Raw genomic sequence first — 18,153 nt, 5'->3', positions numbered from 1 at the left:
ATTTTCCCGTGGCTGGAATGAAAACAGGCGGCCGGAGCCGCCTGTCGGATCATAGCGCAGGAGAGAGGGTCAGTGCTGGGCGGCTTCTTCCAGCGCCGGCTGAGCCTTCTCTTCGCGGCGCGAGGCGATGAACATATACATCGCCGGCACCACGAACAGCGTGAACAGCGTGCCGATGGACAGGCCGGTGAAGATCACCAGGCCCATCGCGTAGCGGCCGGCCGCGCCGGCGCCGGAGGCGATCACCAGCGGGATCACGCCGAACACCATCGCCGCGGTAGTCATCAGGATGGGGCGCAGCCGGATGGACGCCGCCTCCTCGATCGCCTCGCGCTTGGACAGGCCGGTCTTGCGCAGCTCGTTGGCCACTTCGACGATCAGGATGCCGTGCTTGCTGATCAGGCCCATCAGCGTCACCAGGCCCACCTCGGTGTAGATGTTGAGCGAGGAGAAGCCCAGGAAGATGAAGATCATCGCCCCGAACAGCGCCAGCGGCACCGACACCAGGATCACCACCGGGTCGCGGAAGCTTTCGAACAGCGCCGACAGCGCCAGGAACACGATGATCACCGCGAACAGCATGGTCACCAGGAAACCGCCGGATTCCTGCATGAACTGGCGCGACTGGCCCGAGTAGTCGACCGAATAGCCGGTCGGCGCCACTTGCTGCACCGTGTCGCGCAGGTATTGCAGCACTTCGCCCTGGGACACGCCCGGCACGCCGGAGATGGTCACAGAGTTGAGCTGCTGGAAGCGGGTGATGGACTGCGGCACCACGTCGTACTTCAGCGTGGCCACGGTGCCGACCGGGATCACGCCGTTGTTGGGCGTCTTGATGTAGTAGTCCAGCAGCTGCGAAGGATTGAGCCGGTCTACCTGCTGCACCTGCGGGATCACCTTGTAGGAACGGCCCTCGATCGAGAAGTAGTTGACGTAGCCTCCGCCCAGCGCCGCGCTCAGCGCGTTGCCGACGTCCTGCTGGCTCAGGCCCAGCGCGGTGATCTTGTCGCGGTCCATCACCACCGTGGCCTGCGGCTTGTCGATCTTCAGGTCGGAGTCCAGGAAGTAGAACTTGCCGGACGCGCGCGCCTTGTCCATGACCTGCTGCGCCACCTGGTTCAGGTTCTCGAACGGTTCGGTGGTGTTGATCACGAACTGCACCGGCAGGCCGGAGGCGCCCGGCAGCGGCGGGAACTGGAACGCCGCCACGCGCGCGCCGGCGATCTTGTTCCAGCGCGATTGCAGGTCCATCTGGATCTCGTGCGCGCTGCGCGAGCGCTGATCCCACGGCTTGAACAGCACGCCGCCTATGCCGGCGTTGACGGTGGGCACGCCGGTGATCTGGAACATCTGCTGGTATTCCGGCATGCCCTTGGCCACCTGGAACACCTGGTTGGCGTAGGTCTGCATCTGGTCCGAGGTGGCCGTCGGCGCGCCGACCACCTGGGACAGCACGATGCCCTGGTCCTCTTCCGGCGCCAGCTCCGACTTGGACATCTTGAACATCACCGCCAGCAGCGCGATCAGGATGGCGCCCATCACGATCAGCACCGGCCAGGTTTCCAGCAGGCTGTGCAGGAGGCGGCGATAGCCGTGGCGCACGCGCTCGAAGGTGCGGTCGATGGCGTGGACGAAGGGGCTGTTGTCCATGTCGGCGTTGAAGAAACGCGAGCACATCATAGGCGACAGCGTCAGCGCCACCACGCCGGACACCGTCACTGCCGCCGCCAGCGTGAAGGCGAACTCGGTGAACAGCGCGCCGGTCAGGCCGCCCTGGAAGCCGATCGGCACGTACACCGCCACCAGCACCACCGTCATCGCCAGGATGGGGCCGCCCAGCTCGCGGGCGGCGATGATGGAGGCTTCGAACGGCGTCTTGCCCTCGCGCATGTGGCGGTCCACGTTCTCTACCACGATGATGGCGTCGTCCACCACCAGGCCGATGGCCAGCACCAGCGCCAGAAGGGTCAGCAGGTTGATCGAGTAGCCCAGCATCAGCATGATGAAGAAGGTGCCGATCAACGACAGCGGCATCGCGATCACCGGCACCACCACCGCGCGGAAGCTCCCCAGGAACAGGAAGATCACCACGGTCACGATCACCAGCGCTTCCAGCAGCGTCTTCACCACCTCATGGATGGAGGTGTTGATGAAGTCGGTGGAGTCGTAGACGATCTGGCCGGTCAGGCCGGTGGGCAATTGCTGCTGGACGGCGGGGAAGGCCTTGCGCACCCGCGCCGCCACGTCGAGGATGTTGGCTTCCGGCGCCACCTTGATGCCGATGAATACCGAGCGCACGCCGCTGAAGGCGACGTTGAAGTCGTAGTTCTCCGAGCCCAGCGTCACCGTGGCCACATCCTCCAGGCGCACGATGGCGTCGCCGTTGCGCTTGATCGCCAGCTGCTTGAATTCGGCGACCGAGTGCAAGTCGGTGTCGGCGGTCAGCGGGATGGTCACCATCTGACCCTTGCTGGAGCCCGGCGCGCTCAGCGCGTTGTTGCTGGCCAGCGCGACGCTGACGTCGGCCGCGGTGACGCCGTAGGCCGCCATCTTGGCCGAATCCAGCCAGGCGCGCAGCGCGAACTGGCGCGCGCCCAGGATTTCGGCGGTCTGCACCCCGGGAACCGAGTCCAGCTTGGGCTTGACCACGCGCACCAGGTAATCGGTGACGTTGTTGGTCGGCAGCGTGTTGCTGTAGAAACCCATGTACATCGCGTCGGTGGTCTGGCCGGTCTGCACCGTCAGCACCGGCTGCTGCGCCTGGGCCGGCAACTGGTTCTTCACCGAGTTGACCTGGGTGTTGATCTGGGTCAGCGCGCGGTTGGCGTCGTAGTTCAGCCGCAGCGTGGCGGTGATGGTGGACACGCCGTTGCTGCTGGAGGACGACAGGTAGTCGATGCCCTGGGCCTGGGCGATCGCCGACTCCAGCGGCTGGGTGATGAAGCCGGCCACGGTCTTGGCGTCGGCGCCGTAGTAGGTGGTGGAAATCGTCACCACCGCGTTCTGCGTCTGCGGGTACTGGTTGATCGGCAGGCCGAACAGCGAGCGCAGGCCGAGCACGACGATCAGCAGGCTGATGGTCGTGGCCAGCACCGGCCGCTTGATGAAGATATCGGTAAAGTTCATGGCGCTGCCTCAGTGTTCTTGCGGCGTCGGGTTCGGATTATCCGATGGGCGCACCGAGTTGTTGACCGTGATCGGCGTGCCGGTCTTCAGCTTCAGCTGGCCGCTGGTCACCACTTCCTGGCCGTCCTTCAGGCCGCCGGTGATCGCCACCTGATCGCCGCGCGTGTCGCCGGTGGTGACGAAGACCTGCTGCGCCTCGGGGCCGTTCTTGCCCTTCTGGACGATGAATACGGTCGAGCCGTACGGGTTGTAGGTGATCGCGGTCTGCGGCAGCGTCAGGCGGCTTTGCTTGCTGCCCACGTCCACGGTGGCGTTGCCGAACATGCCGGGCAGCAGCTGGCGTTTCGGATTGGCGATGGTGGCCTGGATCTGGACGTTGCGGGTGGCGGGGTCGATCTTGGGGCTGATCGCATTGATCTTGCCGTGGAACTGCTGGGCGCCGAAGGCGTCGCTCTTCACCTTGACCGGCTGGCCCGGACGGATCTGGGCGATCTGGCGTTGCGGCAGGTAGAAATCGATGTAGACCGGATCGATGGTTTGCAGCGTGACTATCTTGTCGCCCGGGTTCAGGTACTGGCCGGGATTGACCGGGGTGATGCCGACGCGGCCGGCGAACGGCGCGCGTATCGTCTTCTTGGCTACCAGCGCCTCCTGCTGCGCCACCTGGGCCTTCTTGCTCTTCAGGTCGGCCTCGTCGGCGTCCACCTGGGCCTGGCTGACGCCCTGCACGGCCAGCTGCGCGCGGTCGCGCTTCAGCGTGGTGGCCGCCAGCTCGGCCGCGGCCTGCAGCGCGCGCAGCTGGGCGACGTCGGAATCGGCGTTCAGCTGCACCAGCACCTCGCCGGCTTTCACGTCTTCGCCGGACTTGAAGTGCAGGCTGCGCACCTGGCCGGCCACTTCGCTGCTGACATCCACGCCGTGCACGGCGGACAGCGTGCCCACCGAGCCCAGCTGCGGCTGCCATTCCTGCATCTTGGCCACCGTGGTGGACACTGTCTGGGGCCCCGGCTTGGGCGAGCTGGCGATCAGCTTCTGGATGTGGAGGAAAAAGCCCACGCCCAGCGCCACCACCAGCGCCAGCACGCAGCCCAGCATGATCAACATTCGCTTGGTCATGATTCGTCTTCTCTTTGATTTAATGGCGATTCGTATTGGCCGGCCCGCCGCTCGCGGCGGGCGATGCGTGTGTCCTGTCGGTCAGTTGGCGGCCGCCGGCTGTTTCCACCAGCCGCCGCCCAGCGCCACGAACAGCGCCGCGGTGTCGCTATAGCGGGCGGCCTGGGCCTGGATCAGGCCGATTTTGGCCTGCTGGTAGCTGCGTTCGGCGTCCAGCAGGGCCAGGTAGCTGATGCCGCCCAGCTTGTACTGCCGGGTATGCACCTCCAGCGACTCGCGCGCCTGGGACTCGGCGTCGGCCTGGGCCTTCAGCGCCATGGCGTCGGCTTCCACCGCGCGCAGGCTGTCGGCGACATTCTGGAAGCCCTTCAGCACGGTCGCCCGGTACTGCGCCTCCGCCTGCCGATAGGCCGCCTCGGCCGCGCGGCGCTTGGCGCTGAGCGCGCCGCCGTTGAACAGCGGCTGCAGCAGCCCGCCGGTGACGTTCCACAAGGTGTTGCCGACATCCATGTTGGGCAGCGCCGTGTGCTGGGTGCCGTAGCTGCCGCTGAGGGTGATCTGCGGATACTGGTTCGCCGTGGCGACGCCGACATTGGCGCTGGCCTGGTGCAGCAGCGCCTCGCTGGCGCGGATGTCAGGGCGTTGGCGGGCGAGGTCGGACGGTAGCGACACCGGCAGTTCGTCCGGCAGCTTCAGCGATTCCAGCCGGAACTCCGGCAGGCCGCCTTCGCCGGGGAAGCGGCCCACCAGCGTCGCCAGCAGGTTGCGGGTTTGCGCCAGCGCTTTTTCCAGCGGCGGCAGCTGGGCGCGGGTCTGCGCCACCAGCGTGCCCTGGCTCAGCGACGCGGAGCGGGCCTGGGCGCCGAGCGCCACCTGCTTGTCGACGATGGCCAGTTGGGCTACCTGCGCCTTCAGCAATTCTTGCGTCGCCGCCAGTTGGCCGCGCAGCGAAGCTTCCTGAACCGCGGCGGTGACCACGTTGGCGACCAGCGTCTGGTAAGCGGCCTCGGTCTGGAAGCGCTGGTAGTCGGCCGCCGCCATCAGGCCTTCCAGCTGGCGGCGGGAGCCGCCGAACAGGTCAAGCGTGTACGACACGTTGACGGTGGCGCTGTAGAAGTTGAATTCGCTGGGGTTGGTGCCGGTCAGGATCGCGCGCTGCCGGCCGCCGCCCAGCTGGGCGTTGACATTGGGGAACAGCAGGCTGCCCGAGGCGGCGTTGTAGTTCTCGCGGGTCTGGACCAGCGCCGCCTGGGCGGCTTCCAGCGTGGGGTTGTGCTCCAGCGCGGCGCGGATCAGCTGGTCCAGTTCCGGCGAGCGGAACAGCGTCCACCATTGGGCGGGCAATTCGCCGCCGTTGACCAGCCGCTGGCCGGTGCCGGCGGAACCGGCCCGTTCGGTGCCGGCGGTGGCTGCCGGCAGCGCCGACTCCGAATAGCCGCGTTTGGCGGCGTCCGGAAGGGTGGGGGATTTGAAGTCTGGGCCGACCGCGCAGCCGGCCTGGGACAGAACCAGGGCAAGCAGCGCGAGGCGGCGCCAGGACGGCCTGCCGGCGGCGGGCTGCCGCCGACGGGCGGATGGAGGATTGGATCTGGAATACACAGCGTGCTCCTGAATGTGCAGGAATGCCGCGCGGCCATCATCCGGATCTGCGGCCTTCCCCGATTTCTTCCCTTGCGAGGGCTCTCTTGGGCGGAGCAAGGGAATGAATCCCGTATGCTCTCTGGATTTCGTTCATATGTCTACTGGGTTGATGGTGTGGTTTTGTGAATGTCGTCTTGTTGAACATGGTTGTCGCTCCGATTCGGGCGGATGCTCAGATGGAAGACAGCCATTGCCGCGCCGCAGCATCCGGCGTCATTCCCTCTCGGCTGATCAGATGGTCCAGCCAGGCGACGGCGCGGTTGCCCAGCCGCAGCGCGCGCAAGCCGTCTACGGCGGCTGGCGGCAAGCGGGCCAGCGCGTCCTTGCGGATGATCAGCGTCGCCTGGTCTGGGCCGCGCAACAGGTTTTCCGGGTCCGCCAGTTCGCGGATGCGGTGGCGCCAGTGCAGGAATTGCGGCTGCCACAGCGGCACTACCGTCCAGTCGCGCCGCGCGACGGCTTGCTCGAACGCGGAGACGCAGTCCTCCAGGCTGCCGTTTTCAAAATGGTAGCCATCCTCGTCCAGCCGGTAGCGGGAGATGATTTCGCGGGAGAAGCGGCTGATGCCGGCGCCGGGATTGATGCCCTGTATCTTCTTGACCATCCGCGCCGAGACTTCCGGCTTTTTCAGGTCGGCGATCGCGGCGACGGCCTCTGTCGGCACATAGTCGGGCACGCCCCACAGCGCGTAGGGGGCGTAAAGCGCGGCCAGCTTTTCGACTTCGTCCGCTATCGGCGCGAGATAGGCGCCGTGGCTGCCGGGCAGCCAGGCGCTGCACAGCATGTCGACCTGGCCGGCAGCCAGCAGTTCGAACGCGCGCTCGTGCGGCGCGCGGCGTTCTTCTACCGCCACGCCGTGCCGGTCCAAAACGGCGGCCACCGCCGCGGCGCTGGCGGCATGGAAGGAGAGGTCTATCGTGATCAGGGTGAGGCGGTTGGCAGTCATTGCGATCCCTTAATGGGGGCGCCTGCCGCGCCGTGCGGCAGGCGTGGAGCCGGTCCGGAGCGTCGCGCCGGACCGGTCGGCGGCATTCGCCGCGAGCGCAGGCAAGGACGGCGATGCTTTCTTGCTGCCCTTGCGGCTAGCGGTTTTCAAAAACCGGCCAGCACGATCTTGCCTTTGGCGGTATTGCTTTCCAGCAGCGCGTGGGCGCGCTTGAGATTGGCGGCGTTGATCGCGCCGAAGCGCTCGGCCACCGTGCTCTTGACGATGCCGGCGTCCACCAGCCGCGCCAGTTCGGTCAGCAGCTTGTGCTGTTCGATCTGGTCGTCGGTGGCGAACATCGAGCGGGTGTACATGAACTCCCAGTGCAGCGAGAGGCTCTTGCGCTTCAGTTGGGCAATGTCCAGCGCGGCCGGGTCGTCTATCAGCGCGAGCTTGCCCTGCGGCGTCAGCGATTCGACGATTTCGCCGAAGTGCTGGTCGGTCTGGTTCAGGCTGGCGACATAGTCGACCTGATCGACGCCGATGCGTTTGAGCTCCCGGCTCAGCGGCTGGCTGTGGTCGATCACGTGATGCGCGCCCAGTTCCTTGACCCAGGCCTGGGTTTCCGGCCGCGACGCGGTGCCGATCACGGTGAGGCCGGTCAGCTGGCGCGCCAGCTGGACCAGGATGGAACCGACGCCGCCGGCCGCGCCGACCACCAGCAGCTTCTTGCCGGATGGCTGCGGGTTGGCCAGCACCTGCAGGCGGTCGAACAGCAATTCCCAGGCGGTGATGGCGGTCAACGGCAGCGCGGCGGCGGTTTCGAAATCCAGACTGGCCGGCATCTTGCCGACGATGCGCTCGTCCACCGCGTGCAGCTCGCTGTTGGCGCCGGGCCGTTGCAACGCGCCGGCGTACCAGACGCGGTCGCCCGGCTGGAACAGGCTGGCCTTGGCCCCGACGGCGCGCACCACGCCGGCCGCGTCCCAGCCCAGCACGCGGGCCCGGCCGGCTTCCGGCGCCATATTGGCGCGCACTTTGACATCCACCGGGTTGACGGAGATGGCTTTCACTTCCACCAGCAGGTCATGCTCGCCGATGGCTGGGTCGGGCAGCTGCACGTCCTGCAGCGCTTCTGGGTGGGAGATGGGCAGGCTTTGGTAGTAGGCGACGGCTTTCATTTCGGTTTCCTTGTTTGCTATCCGGGCGGCGCAGAGGTCCGCCTTCGTGATGCCTCGCATGGTATTGCGGTTTGGTTTGAAGAAAATCCGGCTAATATATGAATCAGTTTCAAAAAAATTTTGATGAAAATGGTTCGAGTAGACGATTTGCAGGTGTTCATCCGCGCCGCGGACAATGGCAGCCTGTCGGCGGCCGCGCGGCAGCTGGACCTGAGTCCCGCGGTGGCCAGCGCCGCCTTGAAGCGGCTGGAGCAGGCGCTGGGCGCGCAGTTGTTGGCGCGTTCCACCCGCAGCCTGAGGCTGACGCTGGCCGGGGAGCGCTATCTGGAGCACGCCCGCGGCGCGCTGGACGCGCTGCAGGCGGGCAGGCTGGCGCTGGAGCAGGACCGGCGCGAACTGTCCGGCAGCCTGTCGCTGTCGATGCCGTCGGATCTGGGGCGCAACCTGCTCAGGCCCTGGCTGGACGATTTTTTGCGATCGCATCCCGGGCTGGGCCTGCAGTTGCGGATCAGCGACCGCGTGGCCGATCTCTACCGCCAGCCGGTGGACGTGGCGCTGCGCTACGGCGTGCCCGAGGACTCCAGCCTGGTGGCGCTGCCGCTGATGCCGGACAACCGCCGCGTGTTGTGCGCGTCGCCGGGCTACCTGGCCCGCCATGGCGCGCCGGAGACGCCGCAGGCCTTGCGCGGCCACCAGTGCCTGAGGATGGTGTTGGGAACGGCGGTGCACGAGCGCTGGAGCTTCGAGCGGGATGGCGAGCGGCAGACGGTAGCGGTGGGGGGGCGCTGGCTCAGCGACGATGGCGAGATCGTGCGGCGCTGGGCGGTGGACGGCTGCGGCATCGCCTACAAGTCCCGGCTCGATGTGCTGGCCGATCTGCGCGCCGGACGGCTGGCGCGCCTGCTGCCCGGCTACGAGACCGAGGCGACGCCCCTGTGCCTGGTGACTCCGCACCGCTTGATGCTGTCGCCGGCGGTGGCAGCGCTGCGCGCGCATCTGCAACATTGCCTAGAACAGTATCTGGCGGAACCCGGCGCGGACCGCGCCGATTGAAACAAGTTTCCTGGGGAGGGAAGGGCCGATGTGTATTTTCCGCGGGGATTCGGGCTATAATCGCGACCTTGAATCTCTAACCTTGCGAATCCAGCATTCCAAGCCACTATCTTCCAAATGATCCGCAAGCTCATCCGTAAAGTTCTGGAATTGCCCATGGGCAAGCGCCGCGGCAAGCCGCGCGTCTATCCGCTGCCGCAGCACGGCGTTCGCCGCGACCAGCTCAGCCACGCCGCGCTGCGCGTGACCTCCCGTCTGCAGGAGGCCGGCTTCTCCGCCTTCGTGGTGGGCGGCGCCGTGCGCGACCTGATGCTGGACGTGTCGCCCAAAGACTTCGACGTGGCCACCAACGCCACGCCGGAGCAGGTGCATCATCTGTTCCGCCGCTCCCGCATCATCGGCCGCCGTTTCCGCATCGTCCACGTGATGATGGGCCCGGAAACCATCGAGGTGACCACCTTCCGCGGCGGCAGCGTCGACGACACCAATGAAACCGGCCGCATCATGGCCGACAACAGCTTCGGCAGCCAGGAAGAGGACGCGCACCGACGCGACTTCACCGTCAACGCGCTGTTCTACGATCCGTCCAACGAAACCGTCATCGACTACCACAACGGCGTCAGGGATCTGCACGCCAAGAAGCTGGTGATGATAGGCCAGCCGGCGCGCCGCTATCAGGAAGACCCGGTGCGCATGCTGCGCGCGGTGCGCCTGGCGGCCAAGCTGGGCTTCGAGATCGACGAGGACACCAAGAAGCCGATCCGTTCCCACGCCCATCTGTTGAAGAAGGAGCCGCCGGCCCGCTTGTTCGATGAATTGCTCAAGCTGCTGATGTCCGGCCATGCCTACGCCTGCCTGAAAAAGCTGCGCGAGGAAGGCCTGGCGCGCGGCGTGTTCCCGCTGCTGGACGCGGTGATCGACGACAAGGGCGGCGAAGACGCCTTCCTGAAGCTGAGCCTGGACAGCACCGACGCCCGCCTGCGCGCCGACAAGCCGATTTCCGTAGGCTTCTTGCTGGCCACCTTGCTGTGGCGCCAGGTGGCCCAGGGCTGGCAGCGCCGCTGCGAGGCCGGCGAGAAGAGCCTGCCGGCGCTGCTGGACGCCATTTCCGATGTCGAGAACGAACAGGACAACGATTTCGCCATCCCGCGCCGCTTCAGCGTGACCATGCGCGAAATCTGGACGCTGCAGGCGCGCTTCGACAGCCGCACCGGCGGCCGTCCCTACCGTTTCCTCGAGCAGCCCCGCTTCCGCGCCGCCTATGACTTCCTGGCGCTGCGCAGCGAGGCCGGCGAAGTGCCGAGCGCCCTGGTCGAGTGGTGGGAGCGCTTCCAGCGCGCCGACGGCGACGAGTGCGAGCGCCTGATCGCCGAGGCGAAAGAAGGCGGCGCCGAGGAGCCGGCCAAGAAGCGCCGCCGCCGGCGCAGCGGCCGCCGCAAGCCCGAGGGCGCGGGGGAGAGCGCCGAGTGACGCTGGCCTACGTGGCTCTGGGCAGCAATCTGGAGCAGCCGGAACAGCAGGTCAGGGCCGCTCTCGCGGCCCTTGGCCATTTGGCCGAGACCGAGATGGTCCGCCACTCCTCGCTGTACCGCACCGCGCCGGTCGGTTACGCCGACCAGCCCGATTTCATCAACGCGGTGGCCCTGCTGGACACCGCGCTTCCGCCCCACCGGCTGCTGGATGAATTGCTGGCGCTGGAGCAACGCTTCGGCCGCGAACGCAGCTTCCGCAACGCGCCAAGGGTGCTGGATCTTGACTTGTTGTATTACGATGGCGTCTTTCTCGAGGATCCGCGGCTGATCCTGCCTCATCCCCGGATGCATGAGCGCGCCTTCGTGATGGCGCCTCTGGCCGAGATCGCCGGCGGATCGACGCTGCCGGGCGTCGGCGACGTGGTCGCGCTGGCGGCGGCGCTGGCCGGCGACGGCGTGGAGCGCCTGGACGACGAGGCCAACCCGAACAAACAGGAACAAGCATGAGTCAATTGCGATACGTGGTGGTGGAGGGGCCGATAGGCTCGGGCAAATCTTCGCTGGCCCGCCGGCTGTCAGAGTACTGGGGCGTGCAACTGAAAGCCGAGGACCCGGCCGCCAATCCCTTCCTGCCGCGCTTCTATCGCAATATGCCGGCCCACGCGCTGTCCACCCAGCTGAGCTTTCTGCTGCAGCGGGCGGACATCGCGCGCGAGATGATCAGCGGCGAGCTGCAGGCTGCGCCGCAGGTGTCGGACTTCCTGTTCGAAAAGGACGCGTTGTTCGCCCGCCTCAATCTGGACGAGCACGAACTGGCGGTCTACCAGCGCCTGGCAAGGCTGGCGTTGCCGGAGCATCCGGTGCCGGACCTAGTGATCTATCTGCAGGCGTCCGAGGACATCCTGCTGCAGCGGGTGGCTGCGCGCGCGGTCGACTACGAGGTGAACTTCCCCGAGGGCTACCTCAAGCGCGTGCATGCCGGCTACAGCGAGTTTTTCCATCAGTACGAGTCGGCGCCGTTGCTGATCGTCAACACCGATCATTTGAATCTGGTGGACGGCGGCGAGGACTTCGAGTTATTGATCCGCTGCATTGCAGAAATGCGCGGCCAGCGCAGTTATTTCAACAAGAGCGTCTGACCGGGTTGGTTCCCGCGCGACGCCGCAGATGGAACACGAGGAAGCCGAGAAATGAAAATAACCGTCAATACCCTGCACAAGCTGGCGGAAGAAGGCCAGAAGATCACCATGCTGACCTGCTACGACGCCAGCTTCGCCAGCTTGCTGGATGACGCCGGCGTGGAGATTCTGTTGGTCGGCGACTCGCTGGGACCGGTGATGCAAGGCGTGGACTCCACGCTGCCGGTCAGCGAGGAGGACATGCTCTATCATATCCGCTGCGTGGCCCGCGGCAGCAAGAACGCGCTGATCCTCGGCGACATGACTTTCGGCGCCTACCAGGAAAGCCCGCAGCAAGCGTTTGCCCACGCAGCGCGCCTGCTGCAGGCCGGCGCCCACATGGTGAAGCTGGAAGGCGGCGCCTATATGGCCGAGACCACCCGCTTCCTGGTGGAGCGCGGCATCCCGGTCTGCTCCCACATCGGCCTGACGCCGCAGTACGTCAACATGTTCGGCGGCTACCGCGTGCAGGGCAGGGGCGAGGACGCGCAGCGCATCCTGAACGACGCCAAGGCGCTGGCCGAAGCCGGCGCCAGCCTGGTGTTGATGGAGTGCGTGCCGGCGCCGCTGGCCAAAGAGATCACCGAAACCGTCAAGGTGCCGACCATAGGCATAGGCGCCGGCGCGGATACTTCCGGGCAGGTGCTGGTGCTGCACGACATGCTGGGCGTGTATCCGGGCAAGAAGGCCAAGTTCGTCAAGAATTTCATGGAAGAGGCGGGCAGCATCCAGGGCGCTGTCCAAGCCTACGTCAAGGCGGTGAAGGACCAATCCTTCCCGGCGGCGGAACACACTTACTGAGCCCGGAAGAGAACGAGAGATGGAAATCATCCGTACCGTGGCCGAGATGCGCGCCTGGCGCAAGCAGGCGGGCAAGCTGGCTTTCGTGCCCACGATGGGCAATCTGCATGAGGGGCACCTGAAGCTGGTGGCCGCGGCGCGAGAACGCGCCGAAAAAGTGGTGGTCAGCATCTTCGTCAACCGGCTGCAGTTCGGCCAGGGCGAGGACTTCGACGCCTATCCGCGCACTTTCGACGCCGATTGCGCCAAGCTGGCCGCCGCCGGCGTGGACGCGCTGTTCTTCCCGACCGAGCGCGAGCTGTATCCGCGCGTGCGGCAGGACTTCAACGTCGAGCCGCCGCACATCCAGGACGAGCTGTGCGGCGCCTTCCGTCCCGGGCACTTCCGCGGCGTGGCCACCGTGGTCACCAAGCTGTTCAACATCGTGCAGCCTGACCTGGCCTGTTTCGGCAAGAAGGACTACCAGCAGCTGCACGTGATCCAGGCGATGATCGCCGACCTGAACTCGCCGATCGAAATCGTCCCGGTGGACACCGGCCGCGCCGCCGACGGCCTGGCGCTGTCGTCGCGCAACGGCTACCTGTCGGCCGAGGAGCGCGCCGAGGCGCCGCGGCTGTACCGCAACCTGTCCATGATCCGCGACGGCCTGCTGGCCGGCAGCCAGGACTACGCCGCGCTGGAGAACGCCGCGCGCGACGATCTGGCCGCCGCCGGCTGGACCGTGGATTACGTGGAAGTGCGTCAGGCCGACACGCTGGAAATCGCCCACGCCGGGGAGAAGCGGCTGGTGGCGCTGGCCGCCGCGCGGTTGGGCAAGACCCGTCTGATCGACAATATCGAGGTATTCCGCTGAGAGTCGCCGGCGCGGCCGACGCCGCGCCGGACACCGCGAAACGGAACGAGAAGGAAAACTGCCATGCAACGCAATATGCTCAAATCCAAGCTCCACCGCGTGACCACCACGCATGCGGAGCTGCATTACATCGGCTCCTGCGCCATCGACGAGAATCTGCTGGAAGCGGCGGACATTCTCGAGTACGAAGAGGTGCAGATCTGGAACGTCACCAACGGCGAGCGTTTCGCCACTTACGCGATCAAGGCCGAGCGCGGCTCCGGCGTGATCTCGGTCAACGGTTCGGCCGCGCGCCGCGCCGCGCCGGGCGATTTGCTGATCATCGCCTCGTTCGCGCAGTACGAGGACGCCGAGCTGAAGGGCCATTCGCCCAGGCTGGTGTTCGTCGACGGCGAAAACCGCCTCACCGAAGTGAAGGGCGCCACGCCGACCCAGCCGGCCTGATCATCCATTCGCTTTGCCTTGTCGCCGCTCGGCAGTCCGAACGGGCCGCCCGCGGCGATTTGCTTTTTTGCTAGCGTTTGACGTACTTGGCCAGCAGGCGCGCCAACTGGCCGGAGCGCCGCATCGATTCCAGCTCTTCGTCCACCAGCTGTCGCAATGCCTCGCTGCGCGGGTTTTTGCGGCTGAAAATCATGTGGAAGGGGTTGGGATGGGTGCCGGGCAGCGGAGCGTGTCCGATGGCCGCGTCGCCGATCACGTCCAGCGTGCCTATGCTGGCCAGGCCGGCCATCACTTCATAGTCCTCCGCGAACACGTCCAGCCGGCCGGCCTTCATCATCTTAACCAGTTCGGTATAACTGGCGGCGAGTATCATCCTGCTCTTGTCCACGCTATCCAGGCTGGCATAGGCATAGCCTTTGACGCCGCCCAGCCGGTAGCGGTTGAGATCGGCCTGGCTGTCCAGCTTCAGCCCCTGGGGAAAGCGGTCTTTCGAGTAGAACACGTAATAATGAGTCTGGTAGTAGGGCGATGAAAACAGGAAGCGTTTCTCCCGGTCCGGGTTCTTGCTGGCGCTGAGCGCCATCACGTAGTTCTCACCCGCCTCTATCGAGGCCAGGCAGCGTTTCCACGGCGGCAGGACAATGGAGAACGGTATGCCGTGCTTGCCGAGAATGGCGCTTATCACTTCTACCGAAAAACCGGTGATCTCGGTCGTCGGCTTGCCGTCGGCCCGGCGGTAATAGGTGTACGGCGGCCATTCGTCGCCGTCGTCGCAGATGTGCACCGGCGAGCGGTCGGGTTCCTGGGCCGAGGCGGGCGCATGAGGCAGAGTCAGGCAGAGCAAGACGGCGGAGAGGATGCGGCGCATGGCGGTTTCCCAAGAAGTGCATATTCCATTGTATGCGGCGTTTGCCATCTGTCCGGGATGCCTGACGGGCCTGGCGCAATGGTTTTTTTGCACTTGCAGCATGGCTGAGGCATAGTGAAATGGAGAGGCGGCGAATGCCGCGTTCCAATCCTGCGAAGGAGCGTCGATGAGCGTAGGCCTGACTGGAGGCTGTCTGTGCGGCGCGGTGCGCTATCGCTTGCGCGGCACGCCATGCCACATCACCCATTGCCATTGCCGCAGTTGCCGACGGGCCAGCGGCGCCGCCTTCGTCACTTGGTTCACCATCCGGGTGCACGAGCTGGAGTGGCGCGGCGAGCGGCCGATGCAGTACCACTCGTCGGCGGCGGTGTCGCGCGGCTTCTGCCCGCATTGCGGCTCCACGCTCACCTATTTCCACGAGTCCGATCCCGAAGAGATCGACGTCACCGCCGCCTCGCTGGACACGCCCGAGGTGCTGGTGCCGGAGCATCATACCTGGTGGGAGCAGCGGCTGGAGTGGGGCACCGCCAACGCGCAGAGCGCGCTGCCAGTGCATCAGCGCTGCGGCGGCTAGGCCAGCTGCCGGGCACTGACGACCACGCCGTCCTCGTCGGCGTACAGCCATTGTCCCGGCCGCAGCTCGCAGCCGCCGACGCGCACGGCGATATCCCTTTGGCCGCTGCCCAGCTTCACCGACTTGCGCGGATGCGCGGCCAGCGCCTTGACGCCCAGCGGCAGCTTGGACAGGGCGGCTGAGTCGCGCACGCAGCCGTCTATCACCAGCCCGGCCCAGCCGTTCTTCACCGCCAGTTCGCCCAACTGGTCCCCCAGCAGCGCGCAACGGCGAGAGCCGCCGCCATCCACCACCAGCACTCGGCCGTTTCCGGCTTCGCCCAGCGTCTCGCGCACCAGGCTGTTGTCCTCGAACAGCTTCAGCGTGGCGATCGGGCCGTGAAAGCGGAGGTTGCCGCCGAATGATTGAAAGATCGGGTCCAGAACCTGGATTTCCGCGTCGAAAGCGTCGCACAGGTCGGTGGTGGCCAAGCTCATGTCGTCTCCCAGATATGAAAATGCCGCCCACCGGTGAGGGTGGGCGGCATCGCCCGCGGGGTACGCGGGCTTTGGGGGCGCCGCTTGTGGCGGCTTAATGGAACTGTTCTTCCTCGGTGGAGCCGGTCAGCGCGGTGACGCTGGAGGCGCCGCCCTGGATCACGGTGGTGACGTCGTCGAAGTAGCCGGTGCCCACTTCTTGCTGGTGGGACACGAAGCTGTAGCCGCGGTCGCGGGCAGCGAACTCGGGCTCCTGCACTTTTTCGACGTAGGCGGACATGCCGCGCGCCACGTAATCCTGCGCCAGGTCGTACATGTTGAACCACATGCTGTGGATGCCGGCCAGGGTGATGAACTGGTACTTGTAGCCCATCGCGCCCAGCTCGCGCTGGAACTTGGCGATGGTGGCGTCGTCCAGGTTCTTTCTCCAGTTGAACGACGGCGAGCAGTTGTAGGCCAGCAGCTTGCCCGGATGCTTCGCGTGCACGGCTTCGGCGAACTTGCGCGCGAACTCCAGGTCCGGCGTGCCGGTCTCGCACCACACCAGGTCGGCGTAGTCGGCATAGGCCACCGCGCGGCTGATGGCTTGCTCCAGACCCTTCTTGGTCTTGTAGAAGCCTTCGGCGGTACGCTCGCCGGTCAGGAAGGGCTCGTCGTTGGGGTCGACGTCGCTGGTCAGCAGGTCGGCCGCTTCGGCGTCGGTGCGGGCGATCACCAGCGTCGGCACGCCGTAGACGTCGGCCGCCAGGCGGGCGGCGATCAGCTTCTGGATCGCTTCCTGGGTCGGCACCAGCACCTTGCCGCCCATGTGGCCGCATTTCTTAACCGAGGCCAGCTGGTCTTCGAAGTGCACGCCGGCGGCGCCGGCGCGGATCATCGACTTCATCAGCTCATAGGCGTTCAGCACGCCGCCGAAACCGGCTTCGGCGTCGGCGACGATGGGCGCGAAGTAGTCGACATAGCCCTTGTCGCCTTGTTCGATGTTTTTGGCGTGCTGGATTTCGTCGGCGCGGGTGAAGGCGTTGTTGATGCGTTCCACCACCTTGGGCACCGAGTCCACCGGATACAGCGACTGGTCCGGGTACATCGCCGAGTATTCGTTGTTGTCCGCCGCCACCTGCCAGCCCGACAGGTAGATGGCCTTGACGCCGGCTTTCACCTGCTGCATGGCCTGGCCGCCGGTCAGCGCGCCCAGACAGTTGACGTACGGTTCGTTGTTGACCAGCTTCCACAGCTTTTCCGCGCCGTGGCGCGCCAGGCTGTGCTCCACCTGCAGCGAGCCGCGCAGGCGCTCGACGTCGGCGGCGCTGTAGCCACGCTTGATTCCCTTCCAGCGCGGGTTTTCGTCCCAGTCTTTCTGGATGGCTGCAATGCGTTGTTCGCGAGTCGTCATATTGAAACCCTTCTCGAAACGTTTCTGTGCTCGCCGGCGAACCGGCGTCCTCGATGGCTGTACGGCGTATCCGGTGTGCCGGATTTTTGTCGAAACCGGGTCTGTTCGACCTGATTTTTCTTGGCCGAGCGGGGCTGCGTTTTTGCACCGCCGCAACGGTTTTCTCCTTGGTGTGCGGCCATTATAAGCACAAAAAAATCGCGTTGTGTGCGGTGCAGCACAGAAAAAAAACAACATTTTCATAAGCTAACAATGTGCTGCTTCAAACGAATATTTGGGCTTGGCAAAAACATTGTTTACGAAAAATCAGCAGTAGAAATACGCACATTGATTATTTTTTCTTGGAGTGGAGATATGCAGATCGGGGCTTGAAATCGCTGCGAAAGTCCCTACCTTGGGTCTGGACATCAATTTAGCCGGTGCAATTCCGAGGAAACGTCATGCAAGAGAACCAAAACCAGGCGGCCGAAGCCGTGGAAAACGAAATGACCGATACCGCCAGCGAGGCGCACACCGAGCTGGAGCAGACTCCCGAGCAGCATATCGCCGGGCTGGAAGCTGAAATCGCCGAACTGAACGACACCCTGCTGCGCGCCCGCGCGGAGCTGGACAACCAGCGCCGCCGCGCTCAGGACGAAGTGGCCGCTGCGCATAAATATGCGATCAGCAAGTTTGCCGGCGAGTTGGTGACGGTCAAGGATTACCTGGAAATGGCGCTGTTGGACCAGAGCGGCCAGATCGACACCCTGAAGATGGGCGTGGACCTGACGCTGAAGCAGCTGGTCTCCGCCTTCGACAAAGCCCAGATCAAGGACATCGCGCCCAAGGCCGGCGACAAGCTGGATCCGCACCAGCACCAGGCGATGAGCGCCGAAGAGTCCGACGCCGAGCCGAACACCGTCGTGCGGGTGATGCAGAAGGGCTATTTGCTGGCCGATCGCGTGCTGCGCCCGGCCATGGTGGTGGTGGCCAAGGCCAAAGCATAAAAAAGGCCGATGCCGCCCTCTTGAAAAGCGCGGCATAGCCAATATTTATTGAGACAACAGGCCCTG

17 protein-coding genes are annotated in these 18,153 nt (G+C 65.5%); 9 read left to right on the top strand and 8 right to left on the bottom strand.

Annotation, left to right across the window (positions count from 1 at the left end):
• Positions 1 to 69 precede the first annotated feature (69 nt).
• The 5 genes from VL52_RS13520 to VL52_RS13500 all read right to left on the bottom strand — a co-directional run bounded on the left by VL52_RS13520 (position 70) and on the right by VL52_RS13500 (position 7,989).
• Complete coding sequence (locus VL52_RS13520) at positions 70 to 3,126, bottom strand: efflux RND transporter permease subunit (RefSeq protein WP_046157501.1); 3,057 nt, start codon at positions 3,124 to 3,126, stop codon at positions 70 to 72.
• A gap of 9 nt (positions 3,127 to 3,135) precedes the next feature.
• Positions 3,136 to 4,242, bottom strand: a complete 1,107-nt coding sequence (locus VL52_RS13515; protein ID WP_046157500.1) for an efflux RND transporter periplasmic adaptor subunit — start codon at positions 4,240 to 4,242, stop codon at positions 3,136 to 3,138.
• Positions 4,243 to 4,323: 81 nt separating this feature from the next.
• Entirely contained in the window at positions 4,324 to 5,841 is a 1,518-nt protein-coding gene (locus VL52_RS13510; RefSeq protein WP_052729287.1) for an efflux transporter outer membrane subunit, read from the bottom strand.
• A 214-nt stretch (positions 5,842 to 6,055) separates the two neighbouring features.
• Entirely contained in the window at positions 6,056 to 6,829 is a 774-nt protein-coding gene (locus tag VL52_RS13505; protein WP_046157499.1) for a glycine betaine ABC transporter substrate-binding protein, read from the bottom strand.
• 146 nt (positions 6,830 to 6,975) lie between these two features.
• Complete coding sequence (locus VL52_RS13500) at positions 6,976 to 7,989, bottom strand: zinc-binding alcohol dehydrogenase family protein (protein ID WP_046157498.1); 1,014 nt, start codon at positions 7,987 to 7,989, stop codon at positions 6,976 to 6,978.
• Positions 7,990 to 8,112: 123 nt separating this feature from the next.
• Here VL52_RS13500 and VL52_RS13495 point away from each other — a divergent pair, with 123 nt between their 5' ends.
• The 7 genes from VL52_RS13495 (at position 8,113) to panD (ending at position 13,790) form a co-directional block, all read left to right on the top strand.
• Entirely contained in the window at positions 8,113 to 9,042 is a 930-nt protein-coding gene (locus tag VL52_RS13495) for a LysR family transcriptional regulator (RefSeq protein ID WP_200896017.1), read from the top strand.
• 117 nt (positions 9,043 to 9,159) lie between these two features.
• On the top strand, positions 9,160 to 10,512 hold the full coding sequence (gene pcnB, locus VL52_RS13490; protein ID WP_046157497.1) for a polynucleotide adenylyltransferase PcnB: 1,353 nt from the start codon (positions 9,160 to 9,162) through the stop codon (positions 10,510 to 10,512).
• Positions 10,509 to 11,021 carry a 2-amino-4-hydroxy-6-hydroxymethyldihydropteridine diphosphokinase gene (folK, locus tag VL52_RS13485; protein ID WP_046157496.1) on the top strand — a complete coding sequence of 171 codons (513 nt, stop codon included), beginning with the start codon at positions 10,509 to 10,511 and terminating at the stop codon, positions 11,019 to 11,021. The genes pcnB and folK overlap by 4 nt, the downstream gene beginning before the upstream one ends.
• Positions 11,018 to 11,653 (top strand): deoxynucleoside kinase, encoded by a 636-nt coding sequence (locus VL52_RS13480; protein ID WP_046157495.1) that lies wholly within the window; start codon positions 11,018 to 11,020, stop codon positions 11,651 to 11,653. The genes folK and VL52_RS13480 overlap by 4 nt, the downstream gene beginning before the upstream one ends.
• 51 nt (positions 11,654 to 11,704) lie before the next feature.
• Entirely contained in the window at positions 11,705 to 12,493 is a 789-nt protein-coding gene (panB, locus tag VL52_RS13475) for a 3-methyl-2-oxobutanoate hydroxymethyltransferase (protein ID WP_046157494.1), read from the top strand.
• 19 nt (positions 12,494 to 12,512) lie between these two features.
• Positions 12,513 to 13,346, top strand: coding sequence for a pantoate--beta-alanine ligase (panC, locus tag VL52_RS13470; protein ID WP_046157493.1), 834 nt, complete (start codon positions 12,513 to 12,515; stop codon positions 13,344 to 13,346).
• Between the two features lie 63 nt (positions 13,347 to 13,409).
• Positions 13,410 to 13,790 (top strand): aspartate 1-decarboxylase, encoded by a 381-nt coding sequence (panD, locus tag VL52_RS13465; RefSeq protein ID WP_046157492.1) that lies wholly within the window; start codon positions 13,410 to 13,412, stop codon positions 13,788 to 13,790.
• Positions 13,791 to 13,860: 70 nt separating this feature from the next.
• Here the strand turns inward: panD and VL52_RS13460 are convergent, their stop codons facing one another.
• Positions 13,861 to 14,658, bottom strand: a complete 798-nt coding sequence (locus VL52_RS13460) for a substrate-binding periplasmic protein (RefSeq protein ID WP_046157491.1) — start codon at positions 14,656 to 14,658, stop codon at positions 13,861 to 13,863.
• Positions 14,659 to 14,824: 166 nt separating this feature from the next.
• Here VL52_RS13460 and VL52_RS13455 point away from each other — a divergent pair, with 166 nt between their 5' ends.
• Complete coding sequence (locus VL52_RS13455; protein WP_021478193.1) at positions 14,825 to 15,232, top strand: GFA family protein; 408 nt, start codon at positions 14,825 to 14,827, stop codon at positions 15,230 to 15,232.
• On the opposite strand, the gene rraA is transcribed toward VL52_RS13455, so the two are convergent.
• Both rraA and aceA read right to left on the bottom strand, forming a co-directional pair.
• Positions 15,229 to 15,708, bottom strand: coding sequence for a ribonuclease E activity regulator RraA (rraA, locus tag VL52_RS13450; RefSeq protein WP_046157490.1), 480 nt, complete (start codon positions 15,706 to 15,708; stop codon positions 15,229 to 15,231). The genes VL52_RS13455 and rraA overlap by 4 nt on opposite strands.
• A 94-nt stretch (positions 15,709 to 15,802) precedes the next feature.
• Positions 15,803 to 17,101, bottom strand: coding sequence for an isocitrate lyase (gene aceA, locus VL52_RS13445; protein ID WP_046157489.1), 1,299 nt, complete (start codon positions 17,099 to 17,101; stop codon positions 15,803 to 15,805).
• A gap of 440 nt (positions 17,102 to 17,541) precedes the next feature.
• Here aceA and grpE point away from each other — a divergent pair, with 440 nt between their 5' ends.
• Entirely contained in the window at positions 17,542 to 18,087 is a 546-nt protein-coding gene (gene grpE / locus VL52_RS13440; RefSeq protein ID WP_046157488.1) for a nucleotide exchange factor GrpE, read from the top strand.
• The last annotated feature ends 66 nt before the right edge of the window (positions 18,088 to 18,153 follow it).

The organism is Chromobacterium vaccinii, from assembly GCF_000971335.1.
Classification (GTDB): Bacteria; Pseudomonadota; Gammaproteobacteria; order Burkholderiales; family Chromobacteriaceae; genus Chromobacterium; species Chromobacterium vaccinii.
The sequence above is the reverse complement of the archived record's forward strand: the minus strand, read 5'-3'. Positions and strand labels throughout refer to the sequence as shown.

Coding starts and splice junctions, on each gene's coding strand:
- VL52_RS13520 (WP_046157501.1), bottom strand. CDS start 3,126: ATGAACTTTACCGATATCTTCATCAAGCGGCCGGTGCTGGCCACGACC.
- VL52_RS13515 (WP_046157500.1), bottom strand. CDS start 4,242: ATGACCAAGCGAATGTTGATCATGCTGGGCTGCGTGCTGGCGCTGGTG.
- VL52_RS13505 (WP_046157499.1), bottom strand. CDS start 6,829: ATGACTGCCAACCGCCTCACCCTGATCACGATAGACCTCTCCTTCCAT.
- VL52_RS13500 (WP_046157498.1), bottom strand. CDS start 7,989: ATGAAAGCCGTCGCCTACTACCAAAGCCTGCCCATCTCCCACCCAGAA.
- VL52_RS13495 (WP_200896017.1), top strand. CDS start 8,113: ATGAAAATGGTTCGAGTAGACGATTTGCAGGTGTTCATCCGCGCCGCG.
- pcnB (WP_046157497.1), top strand. CDS start 9,160: ATGATCCGCAAGCTCATCCGTAAAGTTCTGGAATTGCCCATGGGCAAG.
- VL52_RS13480 (WP_046157495.1), top strand. CDS start 11,018: ATGAGTCAATTGCGATACGTGGTGGTGGAGGGGCCGATAGGCTCGGGC.
- panB (WP_046157494.1), top strand. CDS start 11,705: ATGAAAATAACCGTCAATACCCTGCACAAGCTGGCGGAAGAAGGCCAG.
- panC (WP_046157493.1), top strand. CDS start 12,513: ATGGAAATCATCCGTACCGTGGCCGAGATGCGCGCCTGGCGCAAGCAG.
- panD (WP_046157492.1), top strand. CDS start 13,410: ATGCAACGCAATATGCTCAAATCCAAGCTCCACCGCGTGACCACCACG.
- VL52_RS13460 (WP_046157491.1), bottom strand. CDS start 14,658: ATGCGCCGCATCCTCTCCGCCGTCTTGCTCTGCCTGACTCTGCCTCAT.
- VL52_RS13455 (WP_021478193.1), top strand. CDS start 14,825: ATGAGCGTAGGCCTGACTGGAGGCTGTCTGTGCGGCGCGGTGCGCTAT.
- rraA (WP_046157490.1), bottom strand. CDS start 15,708: ATGAGCTTGGCCACCACCGACCTGTGCGACGCTTTCGACGCGGAAATC.
- aceA (WP_046157489.1), bottom strand. CDS start 17,101: ATGACGACTCGCGAACAACGCATTGCAGCCATCCAGAAAGACTGGGAC.
- grpE (WP_046157488.1), top strand. CDS start 17,542: ATGCAAGAGAACCAAAACCAGGCGGCCGAAGCCGTGGAAAACGAAATG.